The sequence below is a fragment of the Nonlabens sp. genome, from assembly GCF_047636915.1.
Classification (GTDB): Bacteria; Bacteroidota; Bacteroidia; order Flavobacteriales; family Flavobacteriaceae; genus Nonlabens.
In genome coordinates, this window is sequence record NZ_JBLIGN010000008.1 from 20,504 (window position 1) to 38,115 (window position 17,612).

20 protein-coding genes are annotated in these 17,612 nt (G+C 35.2%); 6 read left to right on the forward strand and 14 right to left on the reverse strand.

Annotated features, from left to right (window positions below; all coding sequences use genetic code 11):
- Positions 1–24 precede the first annotated feature (24 nt).
- A complete protein-coding gene (locus tag ACJAT0_RS02575) occupies positions 25–498 on the forward strand; it encodes a DUF1573 domain-containing protein (RefSeq protein WP_374003286.1) in 474 nt (157 codons plus the stop codon).
- Between the two features lie 12 nt (positions 499–510).
- Complete coding sequence (yajC, locus tag ACJAT0_RS02580) at positions 511–813, forward strand: preprotein translocase subunit YajC (RefSeq protein ID WP_374003287.1); 303 nt, start codon at positions 511–513, stop codon at positions 811–813.
- A 145-nt stretch (positions 814–958) separates the two neighbouring features.
- Here yajC and ACJAT0_RS02585 read toward each other — a convergent pair whose 3' ends face one another.
- From ACJAT0_RS02585 to ACJAT0_RS02615, 7 genes are all read right to left on the reverse strand, one after another.
- The gene (locus ACJAT0_RS02585; RefSeq protein ID WP_415180380.1) at positions 959–1,507 is read right to left on the reverse strand and encodes an SRPBCC family protein; all 549 of its coding nucleotides are present in this window, start codon (positions 1,505–1,507) and stop codon (positions 959–961) included.
- A gap of 209 nt (positions 1,508–1,716) precedes the next feature.
- Positions 1,717–2,322 (reverse strand): hypothetical protein, encoded by a 606-nt coding sequence (locus tag ACJAT0_RS02590; protein ID WP_415180381.1) that lies wholly within the window; start codon positions 2,320–2,322, stop codon positions 1,717–1,719.
- Between the two features lie 260 nt (positions 2,323–2,582).
- Entirely contained in the window at positions 2,583–3,815 is a 1,233-nt protein-coding gene (gene pepT, locus ACJAT0_RS02595) for a peptidase T (RefSeq protein ID WP_415180382.1), read from the reverse strand.
- A gap of 129 nt (positions 3,816–3,944) precedes the next feature.
- On the reverse strand, positions 3,945–4,391 hold the full coding sequence (locus ACJAT0_RS02600) for a hypothetical protein (RefSeq protein WP_415180383.1): 447 nt from the start codon (positions 4,389–4,391) through the stop codon (positions 3,945–3,947).
- 150 nt (positions 4,392–4,541) lie between these two features.
- On the reverse strand, positions 4,542–4,967 hold the full coding sequence (locus tag ACJAT0_RS02605) for a hypothetical protein (protein ID WP_415180384.1): 426 nt from the start codon (positions 4,965–4,967) through the stop codon (positions 4,542–4,544).
- A gap of 68 nt (positions 4,968–5,035) precedes the next feature.
- On the reverse strand, positions 5,036–6,463 hold the full coding sequence (locus ACJAT0_RS02610; protein ID WP_415180385.1) for a CCA tRNA nucleotidyltransferase: 1,428 nt from the start codon (positions 6,461–6,463) through the stop codon (positions 5,036–5,038).
- A 2-nt stretch (positions 6,464–6,465) separates the two neighbouring features.
- Complete coding sequence (locus tag ACJAT0_RS02615; RefSeq protein ID WP_415180386.1) at positions 6,466–7,113, reverse strand: L-threonylcarbamoyladenylate synthase; 648 nt, start codon at positions 7,111–7,113, stop codon at positions 6,466–6,468.
- Positions 7,114–7,227: 114 nt separating this feature from the next.
- Between ACJAT0_RS02615 and ACJAT0_RS02620 the strand changes: the two genes are divergently transcribed.
- Together ACJAT0_RS02620 and ACJAT0_RS02625 are read left to right on the forward strand one after the other, a co-directional pair.
- Entirely contained in the window at positions 7,228–8,160 is a 933-nt protein-coding gene (locus ACJAT0_RS02620; RefSeq protein ID WP_415180387.1) for a glycosyltransferase, read from the forward strand.
- A 117-nt stretch (positions 8,161–8,277) separates the two neighbouring features.
- The gene (locus ACJAT0_RS02625) at positions 8,278–8,925 is read left to right on the forward strand and encodes a class I SAM-dependent methyltransferase (protein WP_415180388.1); all 648 of its coding nucleotides are present in this window, start codon (positions 8,278–8,280) and stop codon (positions 8,923–8,925) included.
- Positions 8,926–9,020: 95 nt separating this feature from the next.
- On the opposite strand, the gene ACJAT0_RS02630 is transcribed toward ACJAT0_RS02625, so the two are convergent.
- Positions 9,021–9,812 carry a glycosyltransferase family 2 protein gene (locus tag ACJAT0_RS02630; RefSeq protein WP_415180389.1) on the reverse strand — a complete coding sequence of 264 codons (792 nt, stop codon included), beginning with the start codon at positions 9,810–9,812 and terminating at the stop codon, positions 9,021–9,023.
- A 98-nt stretch (positions 9,813–9,910) separates the two neighbouring features.
- Between ACJAT0_RS02630 and ACJAT0_RS02635 the strand changes: the two genes are divergently transcribed.
- Positions 9,911–10,669 carry a Kdo domain containing protein gene (locus tag ACJAT0_RS02635; RefSeq protein WP_415180390.1) on the forward strand — a complete coding sequence of 253 codons (759 nt, stop codon included), beginning with the start codon at positions 9,911–9,913 and terminating at the stop codon, positions 10,667–10,669.
- Between the two features lie 13 nt (positions 10,670–10,682).
- Here ACJAT0_RS02635 and ACJAT0_RS02640 read toward each other — a convergent pair whose 3' ends face one another.
- The 3 genes from ACJAT0_RS02640 to ACJAT0_RS02650 form a co-directional block, all read right to left on the reverse strand.
- A complete protein-coding gene (locus tag ACJAT0_RS02640) occupies positions 10,683–11,699 on the reverse strand; it encodes a glycosyltransferase family 2 protein (RefSeq protein ID WP_415180420.1) in 1,017 nt (338 codons plus the stop codon).
- 1 nt (position 11,700) lies between these two features.
- Positions 11,701–12,756, reverse strand: coding sequence for a glycosyltransferase family 9 protein (locus ACJAT0_RS02645; RefSeq protein WP_415180391.1), 1,056 nt, complete (start codon positions 12,754–12,756; stop codon positions 11,701–11,703).
- Between the two features lie 130 nt (positions 12,757–12,886).
- Positions 12,887–13,651 (reverse strand): glycosyltransferase family 2 protein, encoded by a 765-nt coding sequence (locus tag ACJAT0_RS02650; RefSeq protein WP_415180392.1) that lies wholly within the window; start codon positions 13,649–13,651, stop codon positions 12,887–12,889.
- Between the two features lie 115 nt (positions 13,652–13,766).
- On the opposite strand from ACJAT0_RS02650, the gene ACJAT0_RS02655 reads away from it, so the two are divergent.
- The gene (locus tag ACJAT0_RS02655; protein ID WP_415180393.1) at positions 13,767–14,597 is read left to right on the forward strand and encodes a glycosyltransferase family 2 protein; all 831 of its coding nucleotides are present in this window, start codon (positions 13,767–13,769) and stop codon (positions 14,595–14,597) included.
- A gap of 1,164 nt (positions 14,598–15,761) precedes the next feature.
- On the opposite strand, the gene ACJAT0_RS02660 is transcribed toward ACJAT0_RS02655, so the two are convergent.
- The 3 genes from ACJAT0_RS02660 to ACJAT0_RS02670 all read right to left on the reverse strand — a co-directional run bounded on the left by ACJAT0_RS02660 (position 15,762) and on the right by ACJAT0_RS02670 (position 17,411).
- The gene (locus tag ACJAT0_RS02660; RefSeq protein WP_415180394.1) at positions 15,762–16,013 is read right to left on the reverse strand and encodes a hypothetical protein; all 252 of its coding nucleotides are present in this window, start codon (positions 16,011–16,013) and stop codon (positions 15,762–15,764) included.
- A 283-nt stretch (positions 16,014–16,296) separates the two neighbouring features.
- On the reverse strand, positions 16,297–16,422 hold the full coding sequence (locus tag ACJAT0_RS02665; protein ID WP_415180395.1) for a hypothetical protein: 126 nt from the start codon (positions 16,420–16,422) through the stop codon (positions 16,297–16,299).
- Between the two features lie 173 nt (positions 16,423–16,595).
- A complete protein-coding gene (locus ACJAT0_RS02670) occupies positions 16,596–17,411 on the reverse strand; it encodes a 2,3,4,5-tetrahydropyridine-2,6-dicarboxylate N-succinyltransferase (protein ID WP_415180396.1) in 816 nt (271 codons plus the stop codon).
- Between the last annotated feature and the right edge of the window lie 201 nt (positions 17,412–17,612).

Genomic DNA, 17,612 nt, shown 5'->3' on the forward strand with positions numbered 1-17,612 from the left:
CAGAAATTTTAAAATAAAAAAAAGATGAAAAAATTAGTTTTAATGGTAGCTGCTGTAGCTGCAATGGTATTAACAAGTTGCAATGAGAAAGCAGAGTCTGCAACAATTGAGCAAGCAAACCTTACTGCGGCAGCAGCCAACAAAGAAGTTGCTGGTGATTTTCCAGAAATGTCTTTTATGGAGACTGAATTCGATTTCGGTACTGTTGATGAAGGTACCGTAGTAGAGCATGAATATAAATTCACTAATACGGGAAGTGCTCCACTTATCGTAGTGAACGCTAAAGGATCATGTGGATGTACAGTTCCTACTTGGTCTAAAGATCCTATCGCACCTGGTGCTGAAGGTATGATGTTAGTGAAATTTAATACTAATGGAAAACCTAACGCACAGACTAAAACAGTAACGATCAAGGCAAATACAGAGTCGGGTACCGAGTCTATCCGTATCAAAGGTTTTGTTACTCCTAAGGTTAAGGCTGCTGGCCCTAACGCATAAGGACTCATTCATATGGATATAGATGCAATTTTAAATTTTGCGCCTTACGTACTGATTTTGGGAGTCTTTTATTTTTTAATTATAAGGCCACAATCAAAAAAGCGCAAAGAAGAGAAAGAATTTACGGATTCACTTAAAGTGGGTTATAAGGTAATTACTACCAGTGGAATTCACGGTAAAGTGAATCAGCTCAATGCTGATAAAGGAACCGTGCTGATTGAAACTGGAGCTGGTAAAATGACTTTTGAAAGGACTGCTATATCTGCAGAGCTTTCTAAAAAATTGAATGAAACGGTAGTTTCTAAAGAAAAGTAAGAACTTAATTGTTTATTTATAAAGCCCTTGAAAAATCAAGGGCTTTTTTGTGAATGCTTTTTAAAGCTCGATTTTACTTACTGTCCATTTTGTTATTATGATACTCATTTCAGGATAATTCAATCTAACGATTCAGAATTAGATTTTATTTTCGTTTTGCAACCTTAAAGGGTGCAGAAATCACTTTTATTTTTATGTATTCCTCGCGGTGCTTTTCCATGCCAGGAAGTTCTTTCCATCTACCGTTTTCGGCCACCTGTTTTAAGCTAAGATTTCTTTGTTCTAGTAGTCGAGTCATATATTTTTCTAGAAAAAGGAAGTCTGCTATATTCCCTAGGATGCCTAGAGGTGAGGTGTAATCAAAAATATCTTTCATTAATATGGTTCCATCTTCCAGTTTCTCAAAAAAGTGCTCGTGTTTAAAATGCTTGAAGGCTCCCTTAACCAGTTGGTCTGAAAAATAATGATGTGGTTCTACATCTGTGATCAGGCTTGTGAGTTCTTGAGTAATTCCTAAATGCTTGGCACGCCAGGTAACTGTTTCTCCTTTTTCTACTAGACCAGTCATTCTTCCGGCTACAGCCCTTTCATGAGTATGTTCTAAAGATATAATGTGTAAATCTATACTACGCGACAGGTCAAATACTAATTCTATTGGAGCATTGATCTTAGTTTTAAGATGTATTTCTGGCATGTTAGGATTTTAGAGGTAGTTAGTTTCTACCAGGTGTATTTCTATTTACGGTTATTTAATCTATTTCTGTTTATAAAAAATCAAGATTTTTATTTTTAGAAAAGCGATAGTTTTAGGTTAACTCTATGAGTTTTATAGTACAATTTTAAATGTAAAAATAAAAAACGAGCCGTTAGGCTCGTTTTTATTAAAATTCATTTTATCTCTAATTAGAATCTCCATCCAAAATTAAGTCCACCTCTTACTTGGACAGCATCCCTATACGGATCATCTGCAAGGCCAAGGTTTCTTCCTAATCCAAATCCTAGATCAATAAGAAAACCGCTATCGCTTACCCATTTCCATCCTATTCCAACACCTAGAGCAGTTTCAAAAAAGTTTTCTCCTACAGGGACAAAATTATTGTTGGAATCAGAGAAACTATCGCCACTTTTGTAAGCATAAAATTTTACAAAACCTTCTCCATAAAACCCTTTTGCTCCATAATCTTCTTTGGAGAAAAAATATTGTCGGTAATAAGGTGTTAATGAAAAATGCTCGTATTCATCAAAATCTACATCATCATTCTCAACAGCTAAAAATAAATCAACTCCTACGCCGCTATAGCGACCCAATACATATTCGTATCGAGGACTTATAGAAGTTATGGCAAGAGCTGCAACAACATCAAGACTGACTTCATGCTTTTTAACTTCATTGAATATATGGAGTCGTTTCTGACTATCAGTTTCTCCAAGGGGTTCTTTTTCTTGGGCATAAGCCGTTGCTGTCATCAGGAAAGCTGTTACGACTATTAGAATTTTTTTCTTATTCATAATCTTTATTATTTTATTAAGATGCAAGAAATATAAAATAGTTGCGTTAAAGAACGCCTTATTTTTTATAAAATTATTCCTCTTATTTTATCAATTCAATAGAAGCACCAGTATCTTGTATCTGATAGAAAAAGTATAGGTAGAATCGGTTGTTTTTTTTCTGTTCTTATCGAGCTAACTTTTATTATAAGCCTCCGAAAATAATGGCAAGCAGAAAAGCAGAAAAGCAATATAATGGTTTCATAAGAGCGGTACGGATGTTATTTTTTTAGAGCAACAAGCTCAGCAATGCGCACAATGACTTCTGTTGCTTTGATCATACTTTCTACAGGCACGTATTCATAAGGGCCGTGGAAGTTATGACCACCTGCAAAAATATTAGGACATGGTAATCCCATATAACTCAGTTGCGATCCATCAGTTCCACCACGTATAGGTTTGATAAGTGGTGTAATGCCCAAGTCTTTCATCGCTTGCTCTGCCACATCCACAATATGCATTACAGGTTCCACCTTTTCACGCATATTAAAGTACTGGTCTTTGATTTCTATACTTACGGCCTTGCGATCGTATTGTTCATTAAGTGCGTTGACCAGTTTATGCATCACCTCTTTACGCGCTTCAAAATGGCCTTTATCATGGTCTCTGATAATGTAATGAAGCTCCGATTTTTCTACTGCACCATTCATGTTATGCAAGTGAAAAAAACCTTGATAATCTTCCGTATGCTCTGGTGTCTCCATTCTAGGAAGTGAATCTATAAACTCCTGAGCTACGTACATAGAGTTGATCATCTTTCCTTTTGCATAGCCAGGATGCACAATTTTACCGTAAAAAGTAACAACAGCTCCAGCCGCATTAAAGTTTTCATATTCGAGTTCGCCTATCTGACTGCCATCCATGGTATAAGCCCAGTCGGCACCAAATTTTCCTACATCAAATTTATGAGCACCACGACCTATTTCTTCATCTGGGGTAAAACCTACTTTAACAACACCATGCTTAATCTGCGGGTTCTCGACCAGATGCTTCATAGCCGTCATGATTTCCGTGATGCCCGCTTTGTCATCTGCAGCGAGTAGGGTAGTCCCGTCAGTTGTCACTAAGGTTTGTCCTTTGTATTGTCTTAAATCTTCAAAATAATCAGGAGAAAGCACGAGATCAGACCCTTTTAAAGGGATATCGCCACCGTCGTAATTTTCAATAATTTGAGGTTTGATATCCTTTCCAGTATAGTCTGGCGTGCTATCAAAATGGGATATAAAACCGATGGTAGGCACAAGGTGATCCACATTTGAAGGAAGCGTTGCCATAATATAAGAATTCTCATCAATCGTTACATCGCTCATTCCCATCTCTAAAAGCTCTCGATGTAATTTACGTGCAAGATCCCACTGTTTTTCGCTACTAGGAGTAGTATCGCTATTTGGATCTGATTCGGTATCAATGCTAATGTAACTTATAAAACGGTTAAGAATATCTTGCTTTTTCATGGCTTTTAATTTGATGGTGTAAAGATAGTTATTGATCTCGCTTGCGTGAAAGCGGAATTATTAAAAAAACCTAGTTATATTTTTAATTAGAGATTTAGCCGCTTTATAGCAAGGCTACATCGAGAACACTTACCAAGTATTGTTATAACAAGAGAGCGGATTATAGGCTCTTTGCAGCGCTGTATTTCTATTGGCTTCAAAAAAAGCTGGGTTGGTAGATCTGAATTCGCGAGTAAAATCATCGTTGTTATTCAATTGAAAGCTAGAGCTTCTGCGATCACTTTTAAATTGCAACCTGCCATAAGTAGTATTAGGATTAGGAGTGTACGGCTTAGGTTGTAATAGTTGCGATTCGTTAAAAATGGCTACCATATCTATAGTCTGCGCGCCTGGAGTAATGGAAAAGCCTGTATTAGGATTTACAATATTAGTGCTGTCGAGACTTAACACTATCTCAATTTGTGGTCCTGGCATAAGGAATAAATTGAAACCACTCAATTCATCACTAGGCATTTCTTGCCCATAGGAACTATTGCCTATAAGTAGTAGTGTGAAAAAGAACAACATTTTTTTCATAAATCTAAAGATAGCCCAAGAGGATCAATTCCACTAAAAAACATCCAACTTCATTACTGAGGTCTGACTTTTTTTATCTGTTTAAAAGTTTCCAATTTTGATGTCTGCAAACTCAATTGTTTTGAATTTCGATAATCGAGTGATTTTTTTTTAGAAAACAGGAACTCCTGGAAAGTTTACATGTCCAAAGCTCAATATAGAATTGCGATTGGCTTCAAAGAAAGCGAGGTTGTTCGTTTTTGCATTGGCAAAGAAATTATCATATTCTCCAAGAGCAAAAATCTCGTGTCGGTAGGTGTTTTGCATCGTAGGAAACTGATGATCTGATGCAAGAAGCGGTAGTTTTCTAAAGTTTATTTGATCGTTCTGTAGGGTAGACTGTGCGGTAACTTCTATAGGTGTATACACAAAACATTTGGCAAATAATTCTAAATCTGCAATGGTGGTTGTGGGTATAAAATTGATTTCACAGGATGCGTCTTGCAGGGTAAATGACACGGCTGCGTTTTGCTGTGCATATGCTAAGGAACTTATAACTAATAAAGCAGATAGTAAACCAACGTTAATATTTCTCATGATTAGATTGTTTAAAGCATTTTAAAGATAGCCGTTACAAACAATTTAATTGTTAAATAATACTGAAATTATTTAGGAGTTAACCCTAGGCTTTTTCCTTTTTTAATCATGAATTCATAAGCGGCATGGTGTTCATTAGGAATCATGCCATCTAGAATGGAATCTTTGATAGATGTCTTAATCTGACCTATTTCTCTGCAGGGTTTCAAATCAAAAGCTTTCATGATTTCTTCTCCTGTCACTGGTGGTTGGAAGTTACGTAAATGATCGCGTTCCTCCACTTCCACGATCTTATCTCTTACTTGTTTAAAGTTATTGTGGTATTGTTGGAACCTACGTGGGTTCTTAGTGGTAATATCTGCCTCACACAAGGTCATGAGGTCTTCTATATGCTCTCCAGCATCATGGACTAATCTTCTAACCGCGCTATCAGTTGCCGTCTCGTCAATTACAGCTATGGGGCGCGAGGACATGCGCACCATTAATTGGACAAATTTCATTTTATCATTCAACGGCATTTTCAACCTCTTGAAAAGATGATACACCATTTTTGAGCCTTTAAACTCGTGACCATGAAAGGTCCAGCCTACTTTCTTGCTAAATTTCTTAGTAGGTGCTTTGCCTATATCATGAAGTAATGCCGACCAGCGTAACCATACATCTTCTGTGTTGCGGGAGATGTTGTCCACTACTTCTAGTGTGTGGTAAAAATTGTCTTTATGTTTTTGCCCTTCTACTTCTTCAATTCCTTTTAAGGCGATCAATTCTGGCATGATCAGTTGAAGCAGTCCTGTTTTTTCCAATAGTAAAAAGCCAAAAGAGGGCTCTTCACAGGACATGATTTTATGAAGCTCAGTAACTATACGTTCATTGGAGATAATCTTGATTCTGTGCGCATTGCGTTTGATACTTTCAAAGGAGCCTGGCTCAATTGTGAAATTGAGTTGTGCAGCAAACCTTATGGCACGTAACATTCTCAAAGGATCATCGCTGTAAGTGATATCTGGATCTAGAGGTGTGCGTATGATCTTTTTATGGAGATCTCCCATTCCATCAAAAGGATCGAGCAAGGCTCCAAAAGTATTTTTGTTCAGTGAAAAAGCCATGGCATTGATGGTGAAATCGCGACGATTTTGATCGTCTTCTAGTGTGCCATCTTCGATCACAGGTTTGCGACTGTTGCGATCATAACTTTCTTTTCTTGCTCCTACAAATTCCAGTTCGAGATCATCAGTCTTTACCATAGCGGTACCAAAGTTTTTGAAAACAGAAACTTTTGTACTTTGAGGTAGGAGTCCTTGCACCTTTTGCGCAAGTGATATACCGCTTCCTATAGCAACCACATCGATGTCTTTTTTCTGACCGCGTTTTAAAAAAAAATCTCTAACGTATCCACCTATGACATAAGCTGGTAGCCCTAGTTCTTCTGCTGCCTGTCCCAAGGTTCTAAAAACGTTTTCTTGAATGGCTTCAGGATAATGTGTTTTTTGATCCATGGTTATTCGCGTATAATTTTTATAATACCATTGTTGGAAATCTTCATGATAGAAGATGGTTTGATATTTTTTTGAACCAAAGGAATGTCCATGATGTGATCCACTCTTTTTAGTAATTCTTCACCTATATCTGCAAAATGGATAGGAAGTTTGTGTTTACTCAAATTAGCACTAGTAGATACGATAGGTTTTCTGAGCTTATGAATTATAGAACGGCACAAAGGATCGTTTGTTACCCTAACCGCAAGAGTGCCATCTTCAGCAATTACATTCTCGGCAACGTTTTTAGGGCGATCGTAAATTATCGTCAGGGGTTTCTTATTTACTTTAAGTACTTCCCAGGCCATATCTGGGACATCTTCTATAATAGAGTCTAGCATCTGGAAACTATCCACAAGAACTATTAAAGCTTTAAGAGTATCACGTCCTTTGATTTCATAAAGCTTCTCAATGGCGTCGTAGTTAGAGGCGTCACAGCCCAATCCATAAATGGTGTCCGTAGGATAGAGCAGCGTTTGACCTTTTTTTAAAGCAGCTACCGCTAGGTTGATCGCTTCCCGTGGAAGTTCCACCTGAGGTTCTATATTTTTTTTGGACGGCTTACCCTTCACAGGAGCTCGACGGTTTTTATTTCTATCACTATTGCGCATGTTGCAAAATTAACTTTTATTGGTCTATTAGTTGCCTTTTTGTACCGAAGTTAGAACTATTGTTTAAAGTTAGAGCTTGAACCCTTAACTTTGAGGCTTAAATTTCAGAACCAGATGTTAGATGTAAGTTGTATTTATGTCAATTATAATAGTGCCACATTTACAGTTGCCGCTATTCAATCTTTGATTAAAAAGACTAAAAACACCGTTACTTATGAAATAGTAGTGGTAGATAATGGTTCAGAATATGAAAATTATCAGTTGCTTAAAACTTCTTTAGAGCGCTTAAATATTGACAGTATAAGAATTTATCGCAGTAGAATTAATACTGGTTTTGGGGCAGGTAATATGTTAGGAGTGAACTTTGCTTCTCCTTCTAAGTATTACGCATTTATTAATAATGACACCTTGTTTACACAAGAAAATACACTCTTTGATTTAAAATTGTTCATGGACGCCACTCCAGATGCTGGAATATGTGGGCCGCAAATGATGAGTGAAAATGGAGATAGAATCTCCTCCATAGACCATCATGCTTCTCCTATGAGACAGTTTTTGAAAAGAGACTTTATGGAATGGATGAATCCAGTAAAGTATCCAAAACGTAAAAAAATTTATACAGAACCAGTAAGTTGTGGTTATGTGCCTGGTAGTTTTATGTTTGTAAAAGCCAGTTCCTTTAATGAAGTTGGCGGATTCGATACAGCATTATTTTTATATTATGAAGAAAGTGATTTAGGGAGAAGAATATTTAAAAAACTGGGTAAGAAAACGTATCATTACCCTAGCCAGCAATACACTCATTTCCAAGGAAAGTCTACAGAGAAAAGTGTTCTTATCAAAATAGAGCAAAAGTTGTCGCTGTTATATCTTACCAAAAAGCATCATGGACGCATAGCACGAGCTTGTTTACTTTATTTTTATACGGTTAAATACTTAATGAGCAGTCCATTAAGTTCCAAAAAACGCAAAATGTTTATGGCTTTATGGAAAGGTGGTTCCATCGAACAATCCTTAAGAAATAATCAAATTATTTTTAAAAAATAGAATAGAGACCTGTTTTAGCAAAGGTAAACCGGTGATTAAAGTTTTACTATTCTGGATCACAGTATCTTTTCTCTTACTTATTATAATTTATTCTTATATTTAAAAAAATCCACTTTTATGGACTACGATAATAAACCTGATGGCTATTACGATAACATTAGGCATGAAATGATTCAATTTCTTCCAAGTGACGCTAATAAAATATTAGATGTAGGCTGTGGAAATGGAGCTTTTGCCGAAGCTTTGAAGGATATCACAAATGCTGAGGTATGGGGTATAGAATACATGGAAGATCAAGCCAAAATTGCTTTAGGTAAATTAGATAAAGTATTTTCTGGGCCTTGTGAAAACTTTCTTGATGAACTTCCAGATAACTATTTTGACGCTATTTATTTTAATGATGTATTAGAGCATTTAGTAGACCCTTATATGGTATTAGATAAAATAAAAAATAAACTTACTAATAATGGAGTTGTTATTAGTTCAGTTCCCAACGTTAGACACCATAAGACATTTTTAAAAACACTATTCCATAAAGACTGGAAGTATTTAGATCACGGTGTTATGGATAGAACTCATCTTAGATTTTTTACAGGTAAAAGCATAAGAGCTATGTATGAAGATTTAGGTTATACCGTACTCCTTCATAAAGGTTTAAATAAAAGCAAATCGATAAAGCCATTTCTCTATAATATACCTCTCCTATTTACACACATGGATATCAGGAATCTTCAATATGCTACCGTCGCATCGTTCAAAAAATAGTTTTTAAAAACTAAGAAATGACTCCTTCAAAATGACAGCGCTTTTTAATAAAAATAAAAGGCTAAAATAATTTAGCTACTATTAGAAATAGATACTTAAATATATTGATCTACCCCTTTACTAGCATAAGTAGATCTGGAGGTTTCCATTTGTTTCTCAATTTCAAGATTTAAATGAACTAGGCTTTTGTCCTGTTCTTTATGGTAAATGTGGTAAACAATGCCTTTGTGTTTGATACGCTTTCCTACAATCCCGTTATTAATCATGCGTTGTATCAACTCACTATCATCAATTCCCCATCCCACCAGTTCTTCATTAAAACCATTTACAGCTATAAAAGCCGTTCGCCAGAAGGACATATTACAGCCGCGTAATTTGCTGGATCTTTTAGTTTCTTTTTTTGCTCTGTTTGCTATAAAAGGAATGCGCAATGTCCTGTTGCGTTTTTTTATTCCTTTAGAGAAATAATTAAAATGGACTTGTTTGTTTTTAAACAATTCTTCTAAATGATCTTGCTGGATATTTACACGACTGCCGAATAGGTAAGTGCCTTCTTCGGCCATAGAAAGATGGTCTTTCACAAAATCTTTATGTAAAATAATATCACCATCTATCTCTATAATGTACTCATATTGTGCTTTTGCAATCGCTTTATTCATGATGGCAGGCTTTTGATTGCCATTATCTCCATGCCAGAGGTGAATAAGCGGTACGGGAAAATCTTTTTGATGTATTTTAATTAATTCCAAGGTTTCAGAGGTAGAACCGTCGTCTGCTATAATTACTTCATTAGGTAAGATGCTTTGTTTCTTAACGCTCAATAGCAATAATTCTAGTGCCTCTGGCCAGTTGTAAGTAGGAGTTATTAAGGAGCATTTTATAGACATTTTCAAAATATATAGTGGGTATACTGCAATATTAAGTAATTCTATTCATTTGTTTGTTTTTTCCGTTTCTTTGCAGTCTATAAATGATAGGAATTATAATGAGTAGAGAAAAATTTGTAAGTACCACTCTTTCGCGAAAGCGTTTTCAAGAAATACTCCATCTATTCCATGAATCTACCGAGAAGTTAGGAGATGATCGCAATAAGATCAAAATCGTCACATATGACAATCAAAAGCTTGTGGTTAAATCTTTTAAAACGCCGAATTTTATTAACGCCATCGTTTACAGGTTTTTTAGAAAATCTAAGGCGGCACGCTCTTATTATAACGCTCAGTATTTGAAAAAAAACGATATAGGTACTCCTGCGGCGGTTGCTTTTTTAGAATCGCTAAGTTTCATCGGTCTCGATAAAAGTTACTATGTCAGTGCATATGCAGCCCATGATTTTACTTTCCGTGCGCTTATAGGTGATGATTCTCTTGAAAATAAAGAAGACATATTGATTCAATTTGCCAGTTTCATGTATAAAATGCATCAAGCTGGCGTGTATTTTCTCGATAACTCTCCTGGAAATACTTTGATTTCAAAAAAAGGAAATAAATACGAATTTTCATTAGTAGATCTTAACCGAATGAAATTCTATGATATTCCTTATGGAGAGAGATTGAAGAATTTTGAGCGTCTTGCTCCTTATAAATGGATGTATGATATTATGGGAAAAGAATACGCTTCTTTATCTGGTCGGGATGAGAAGGAAACCATTGATGTTATGTGGCGGTATACACATAAATTCCAAGAAGCATTTTACCGTAAAAAGCGATTTAAAAAGCGATGGAAGAAGATATTAGGGAAATAAACTCCTATTTTATTTATTCAAGATGGTGCTTATCTAACCAAGCATAGACTTGTTCTACAAAATAAAAATGTCCTGTGAGATAGGAATTAATCAATCCTGTTTTTCCTTTGAAAATGCCACCTTTAAATATATATTCTTTGTAAAAAAGTAGGCTGGCTATTATCTTGAGCTTTAAGCCGTTTTCATGAGGTTTCTCTATTGTTTTAGCATTTATCTTGAGTTGGGCATGTTGTGATTTGAGAAATTTATCAATATGTTCTGCACTTTCAAACCGGCTGTCTTTTAATTTGTTTTTAGCAGCTAAAGCTTTAGTGATTCTCATAAATACGCCTAATCCGTTGATTTGAGCTACTACTAGAGCGGGATAGCCATCTTTATATCCTCCTTTAATAAAGGCGCTTTTTATAAATCTAATATTTGGTTTAACAAGTAATAAGAAATAATTGTGCCCCTTGTTTTTTTTTAAAAGCTCCTTTGCTTGAAAACTGGAATACATCATTTTTTTATCAAGATAGCTGGTAAAACCTTTATAGGTATAATGTAAAAGGGACCCTTTTAAAATACCTACGCTACTGGTTACATTAAGATGTTCGTGAACTTCTCCTATAAAACGATAGCCTTCATTTTTCACAAGTCTTATAACTCTATCGGTATGATGGTGAAGAAATCGATCCATATAATAATGAAGCTGGATGATTTTATAAGCTTTATGCTCAGGTCGGGAAATCGCATCTAGAATTTGTGCTTTCAATTCTTCAGATACACGCTCATCGGCATCTATAAATAGAATCCAGTTTGCCGTTACTTTTTCAATAGCAGCATTTCTTTGACTAGAAAAATTATCAAAATTTCTTTCTAAAACTGTTGTGCAGTAAGGTCTGGCAATTTCTAAAGTCTTATCTGTACTGTAAGAGTCAATTATAATGATTTGATCTGCAAAGCTTACAGATTTCAGGGCATCAAGAATATAATTTTCTTCGTTATAAGTAGGAATAACTATGGCAAGTGATGGCTTATTCTTATCGATAATCTTATGTGTTTATCAGGTTTTTTAAATATGATTTTAAATTAGACCAGATCATATCGCTTGTAAGTTCACCGTAATAAAGTCCGGGGTTTTTTTCAATTTCTTTTAATCGTTTTCTATCTGCATTTTTGTATAAGTCTGGTCTTTTTTCAGCAAGATGAATTGATTGATGTATGGGTAAATTTTCAAAACTATTCCAGTGTTCTTTTGTTATAAAAGGAGAGTAAATAGTAAATGTGGGAACATTTAGCGCCTTTGCCATATGTACGCTACCTCCTTCATTAGATATCAAAGCACTTGCTTTACTTAAAAGCATTAAAAATTTTGATAGATCTGACTCATATAAGTTCAGATCTATAGCTTCTTTATTTTTACAGAGGGAGTAAATAATTGTAGCCTCTTTTCTCTGGTGCGGTGCATAATTGAATATGATTAAGTGGTCTGGATAAACTTTTGAGATATGATCTACTACTTTAGCCATAGTCGCGGCTGGTAGCGATTTACTGGGGACACTTCCTAAAATGCCTACTATAAAAAAAGGTTTTGAAGGGGAATCATATACACTGTCAGACGGATCCATATAGATTTTAGGCTCATATGAAATATGTTTTAATGGAACAGCTTTACAGAGCAGGTTCATCCTGTCTTCGATAGTTTTGCCACAATCTAGCGAGGAAGACTTCTTATATAATACTTTTAAAGAATAGGGTTTAAATGAAAGTATTTTTTTTTTGCGTATAAATCCAGCAGTAATATTTGCTCCGGAGAGCAGGCACATTAATCTACTCTGAAATTTAGAATAGGGATCAATGATGACATCATAATTTTCTTTTCTAATTTGTTTACAGAATTTAAGAAGAACAGACGTTTTTTTTAGTTCAGCGGCACTTACGGAGATAATATGATCAATAAATGGATTATCCTTAATAACGGGAAGCGCGTAGTCGTAACAGAAAAAATTGACGATAGCTTTAGGCTGATTCTTTTTGATGTTATCTGCCATGAGCGAACTTATCAGTACATCGCCTATTCTCTTATTTTGAATAATTAATATTTTCAATTAAACCTGTTTTTTATTAAGCAAATATAAGGTAGTTAGACATCTTACAGTCACTACAACATGTCAGGAAAGCACTCAAATTAATTCCTCTTATATTATTTCAGCAATTTTTTATTTAGAAACATGAGAACTAGTCTATTCCTTTGCGCAATAACCATAGTTTTACATACCTCATAAAGATTCCATAACTCCTTAAGTAAGCAATAGTGAAACCTACAAATCCGTCTAGAAATCCTAGCTGCACTACATAATGTTTAAAAAACCCCCAGAAGGGTTTAACGATCAAGTGAAATGCAGTTATTTTCCCTACTTTTTTGTCAAAATCATGTGCTTGTAAATGAGCATAGCGCTGTAGTTTATGTACATGATGATCTATATTTACATATTTGTAGTGCAGCAGTTTGTTTTCAAGCCAGCCTATAGTGCCATCTGCCTCGATTTCTGAGTGTACGTGCTTATCTACGTATTTACATTTTGATTTTAGAAAAAGTCGGATTACTTTATCATTTTTCCAGCCGCTATAACGTACTTGTTTACCCATAAAGAAATTGCGTCTTCCCATCCAGTAACCCACATGCCCATTTGTATCAAGGCTAGGAATAAGGTTAATGATTTCTTCTTTTAATGCTGGCGTTACACGCTCGTCAGCATCTACGAGTAAAATCCACTTGTTCGAAGCTTGTGGAATGGCCCAATTTTTTTGCGATGCACTGTGGACATATTCTCTGGTTAATAATTTATCAAAATACGGTTGCGCTTGCGCTACGGTATCATCAGAGCTATTGCTATCTACTAAAATAATTTCGTCGCAAAAACGAACACTTTTGAGAACCTCAACTATGTTGTGAGCTTCGTTATAAGCAGGTACTATGGCTGTTATTGGATATTTGGACATTGTGTTAAATAATCTAAAGGATAAAAAACGAACAGGAGCAAAAGTAACTTTGTTATCTTAATAACCCATCTTATATCATTAAATTTGTAAAAAATTAGATTTATAATATTGTCTTATGATTAAAGATCCATCCATATCAGTTGTTATAAGTACTTATAATTCCATTCCATGGTTAGAAAAAACCTTGTGGAGCTACGAGCATCAAATATTTAGGCAGTTTGAAATAATTATCGCAGATGATGGTTCTGATAATGAAACTAAAGAATTCATTAAGCAGTATAGCGAGAAAAGCTCCAAAAAAATAATTCATGTATGGCATGAAGATGACGGTTTTCAAAAGAGTTCCATCTTGAATAAAGCTCTTTTGGCGTGCAATTCTGGGTATGTTGTGATGTCAGATGGTGATTGCATTGCTCGAGAAGATTTCCTACAAATTCATTATGAGCGTCGTGAGCCAGGTCATTTTCTCTCAGGGGGCTATTATAAATTACCTTTAGATATCTCTGAGGAAATCACAGAAGATGATATCGCTACACAGCGTTGTTTTGATGTAGAATGGCTTAGAGAAAAGGGACTTCCTGTTTCTTATAAAAATCAAAAACTCACTTCTGGGTTTGTAACGGCTAAGATTATGGAGAATCTGACTCCTACTAACGCGAGCTGGAATGGACATAATTCCAGCGGCTGGCTGGCAGATTTGAAAGTGGTTAATGGCTTTGATGAACGCATGCAATATGGAGGACAAGATCGGGAACTAGGAGAGCGCTTGTTTAACTACGGTTTAAAGTCTAAGCAAATAAGATATAGTGCTATCTGTTTGCATTTGGATCATGCTCGCGGTTATAAGAACCAAGACTCTATTGATAAAAATAAAGAGATCAGAAAGGTAACCAGAGGCGAGAATATAGATTTTACGCCTTTTGGGATTGTGAAGGAAGGGAAATAATATTTTATGTGGACTTTAAAAACGACAGATCTAAATCACTTGTTTTTTTGTCGTGCTAGATGGTCATCAAATGGCAGCAAAAGACCTATCGGTAAGTATGAAAATGGAAATTATGCAGTGTCCATAAAATGCTCTCAAAAACAATGGCGCAGATCTTAAAAATTTATTGGCTCTATTCTGAAATACTTTAGCCGACTTAAATCGCTTAGAAGTAAATGATGTTTTAGGGTTTAAAAAGTTTTGATCGCAATGGCAAATGATAAACATCCTCAAAATGTAAAAGAATCAAAAAACATTGTTTTTCCTTACTTATTTTTAGGAGACTACGACCTAAATTGATTAAGAATTTGTTGAAGTGAAGTAAAGTTAAAAACTGAAAATATAGCCTTAAATATGCTACATATTTCAAGCTTTAAAAATTTATTATGGATTATGGAGGTAGTCAATATAAAGTCCATACTTCCAGTAGTTTACTATATGATGATGATGATGATGATCAACTAGAATTTTATCATTTATTTGTCATTATTGTATACGTATAAATCCATGTCAACAGAGGTATGGAAAGAAAAAGACCTCTACCTACGCAACGGATTTAAGTTTGGAAAAAGATGATTGTAATCACTTATTGATCTATTTTAATAAAAAAATGAATACAGTATTCATAGAGGGAAGTCTTATTTAAAGCAGGTAAAAATCAAATTACAAACTTTAATGTCAGAACAAATTTCGGTCTGTGTTGTTTTAAGAGCTAATAAGTTAAAAAAATATAAGATGTATTTAGAGTTGACCAATGTGTTTTCTGAGGTGCGCAATGACGCAAGAAGTAGTAATGCGTTATATTTTTATAAGGTAATTTTTAATAATTTGTTTAAGGGTCAATAGAATGTAGTCCAATCAATTCGTGAAATTAGGATGATAGAGAAGGAAGATCAAACCCCATAATTCTCCTTAACTAAACTATCTAACTTAATAAAACTAAAATAGTTTCAAATTGCTGATACCATTCTCGGGCTTGAGCTTTTATTTTTTTAGAGAGGAGTTTTTATATAATTCTTGTTTGAAATCTAACAAATGAATAGAGGTGTACTTCTTGCCATCTTCATTCACATTCCAAGAAGATTTATTGATACAAGGGCTAAAAATGAAAAGCGTGAGAATACCTTATGCTTTATCCATGTTCATCGCCCCACCTTTATTGCTTATAATGCTGTCACAGTTTGGTAATACCTTCAAAAAACCCCTAATACTTGGCGCAAAAGCATCTATGGAAGTATGTTGTTGAATATTAGGACCACAGGTAGTATATATAGCTAGACTCTCTTTTTTCTGTCTTGGAATGAAATTGAATAATAACTGAGATTCAGTTTGTGCGGCAAGCCGGTCTAAGACTTTTGCTATGGAAGTATAGAGCAAAGTTTTATTTTTACTACGCCCAAAACATTTCCCTCGGTTAGCCTTTTTTAGCTTTATTCCAGACGTTAAAAGTTAATTTTCATCTTCTGTTTTCAGTATTAGCGAGGTAGATTTTAAGTTTTAATATCCATTGCACAACATATATAAGCCCGTTATTAGGTAACATCTCGCTTCCTTGTGCTACATCAGTTTTATATATGGAAGTATCAGGCTCCTTGTTTAAGGCATCAGTATAAGCGACACTATAGAACCATTTATGATATCCTATTCTTTGTGTTGCCTTTTATAAAAAAGATAGCAATGCGCTTTTATTTTTACCATATGCTTCTATACGTAGATCGTATTTTTGGTGTTTTAGCTTTCGCGAAAGCGATATTATAAAACCCATTTTCTCAAAATCAGATTTCATGACTTTAATAAGTCTATCGATAGCTGGATGATAGGTCACCAGCTCATCTGCAGGGGAGACAATGAGTTAGTTCACATGAGCATCAGGATAAATGATCCTGAGCTGATCTGCAATGATGGTACTTTTGAGTAGATCAGATCAGCCAGCATTTGATATTGAAGGAGTAATATACCCTAAACGGCTACATTATACTCCCGTAAAGCATCGTTGAGAGAAGTTTTTTTATTGGTGCTTTCTTTGCGTTCTCCTATAATGATCGCACAGGGAACGTTATAAGTTCCTGCTGGAAATACTTTAGCATAACTCCCAGGAATCACAACAGATCTTGCAGGAACACGACCTTTATATTCAATGGGTTGATCACCTGTTACATCAATAATTTTAGTGCTTGCTGTAAGAACCACATTAGCACCTAAAACAACTTCAGATTCTATATGCACCCCTTCTACAACAATACAACGAGAACCTATAAAAGCGTTATCTTCAATGATGACTGGAGATGCTTGAAGTGGTTCTAAAACTCCACCTATTCCTACACCACCACTTAAATGCACGTTTTTACCTATTTGCGCACAACTTCCTACGGTTGCCCATGTATCTACCATAGTTCCTTCTTCTACGTGAGCACCTATATTGATGTACGACGGCATCAGGATAACGCCTCTTGAAATATAAGCCCCGTATCTTGCTACAGCATTTGGAACAACACGTATTCCCTTACTCTTATAACCTGTTTTCAGTGGTATTTTATCGTGATACTCAAATGGACCACATTCTATGGTTTCCATTTTCTGAATAGGGAAGTATAGAACTACTGCTTTTTTAATCCATTCATTAACTTGCCATCCATCGGCTGTTGGCTCAGCGACACGTATCGTACCGCGATCCAGCATATCTACTACCTCTCTTATGGCGGTTTTAGTGACCCTATTTTCTAATTGAGAACGATCTTCCCATGCATTTTCAATAACGTTTCTTAATTGATCCACGATTTTTTTGACAAATATAAGAGGTGAAGCTATTTCCTTAATGGTTAATGAAGGAGTTTTCACAAAAAAATAACCGCGAGTAGCTCATAGGCAGCAATTTCTTAATGAATTAGCCTCTCAAAATTCAATTAATGATTCACAAATGGCAACTATAACGATTTAGTTATATTTGTGCCTTACTCAATGTTAGATTTGGTTAGA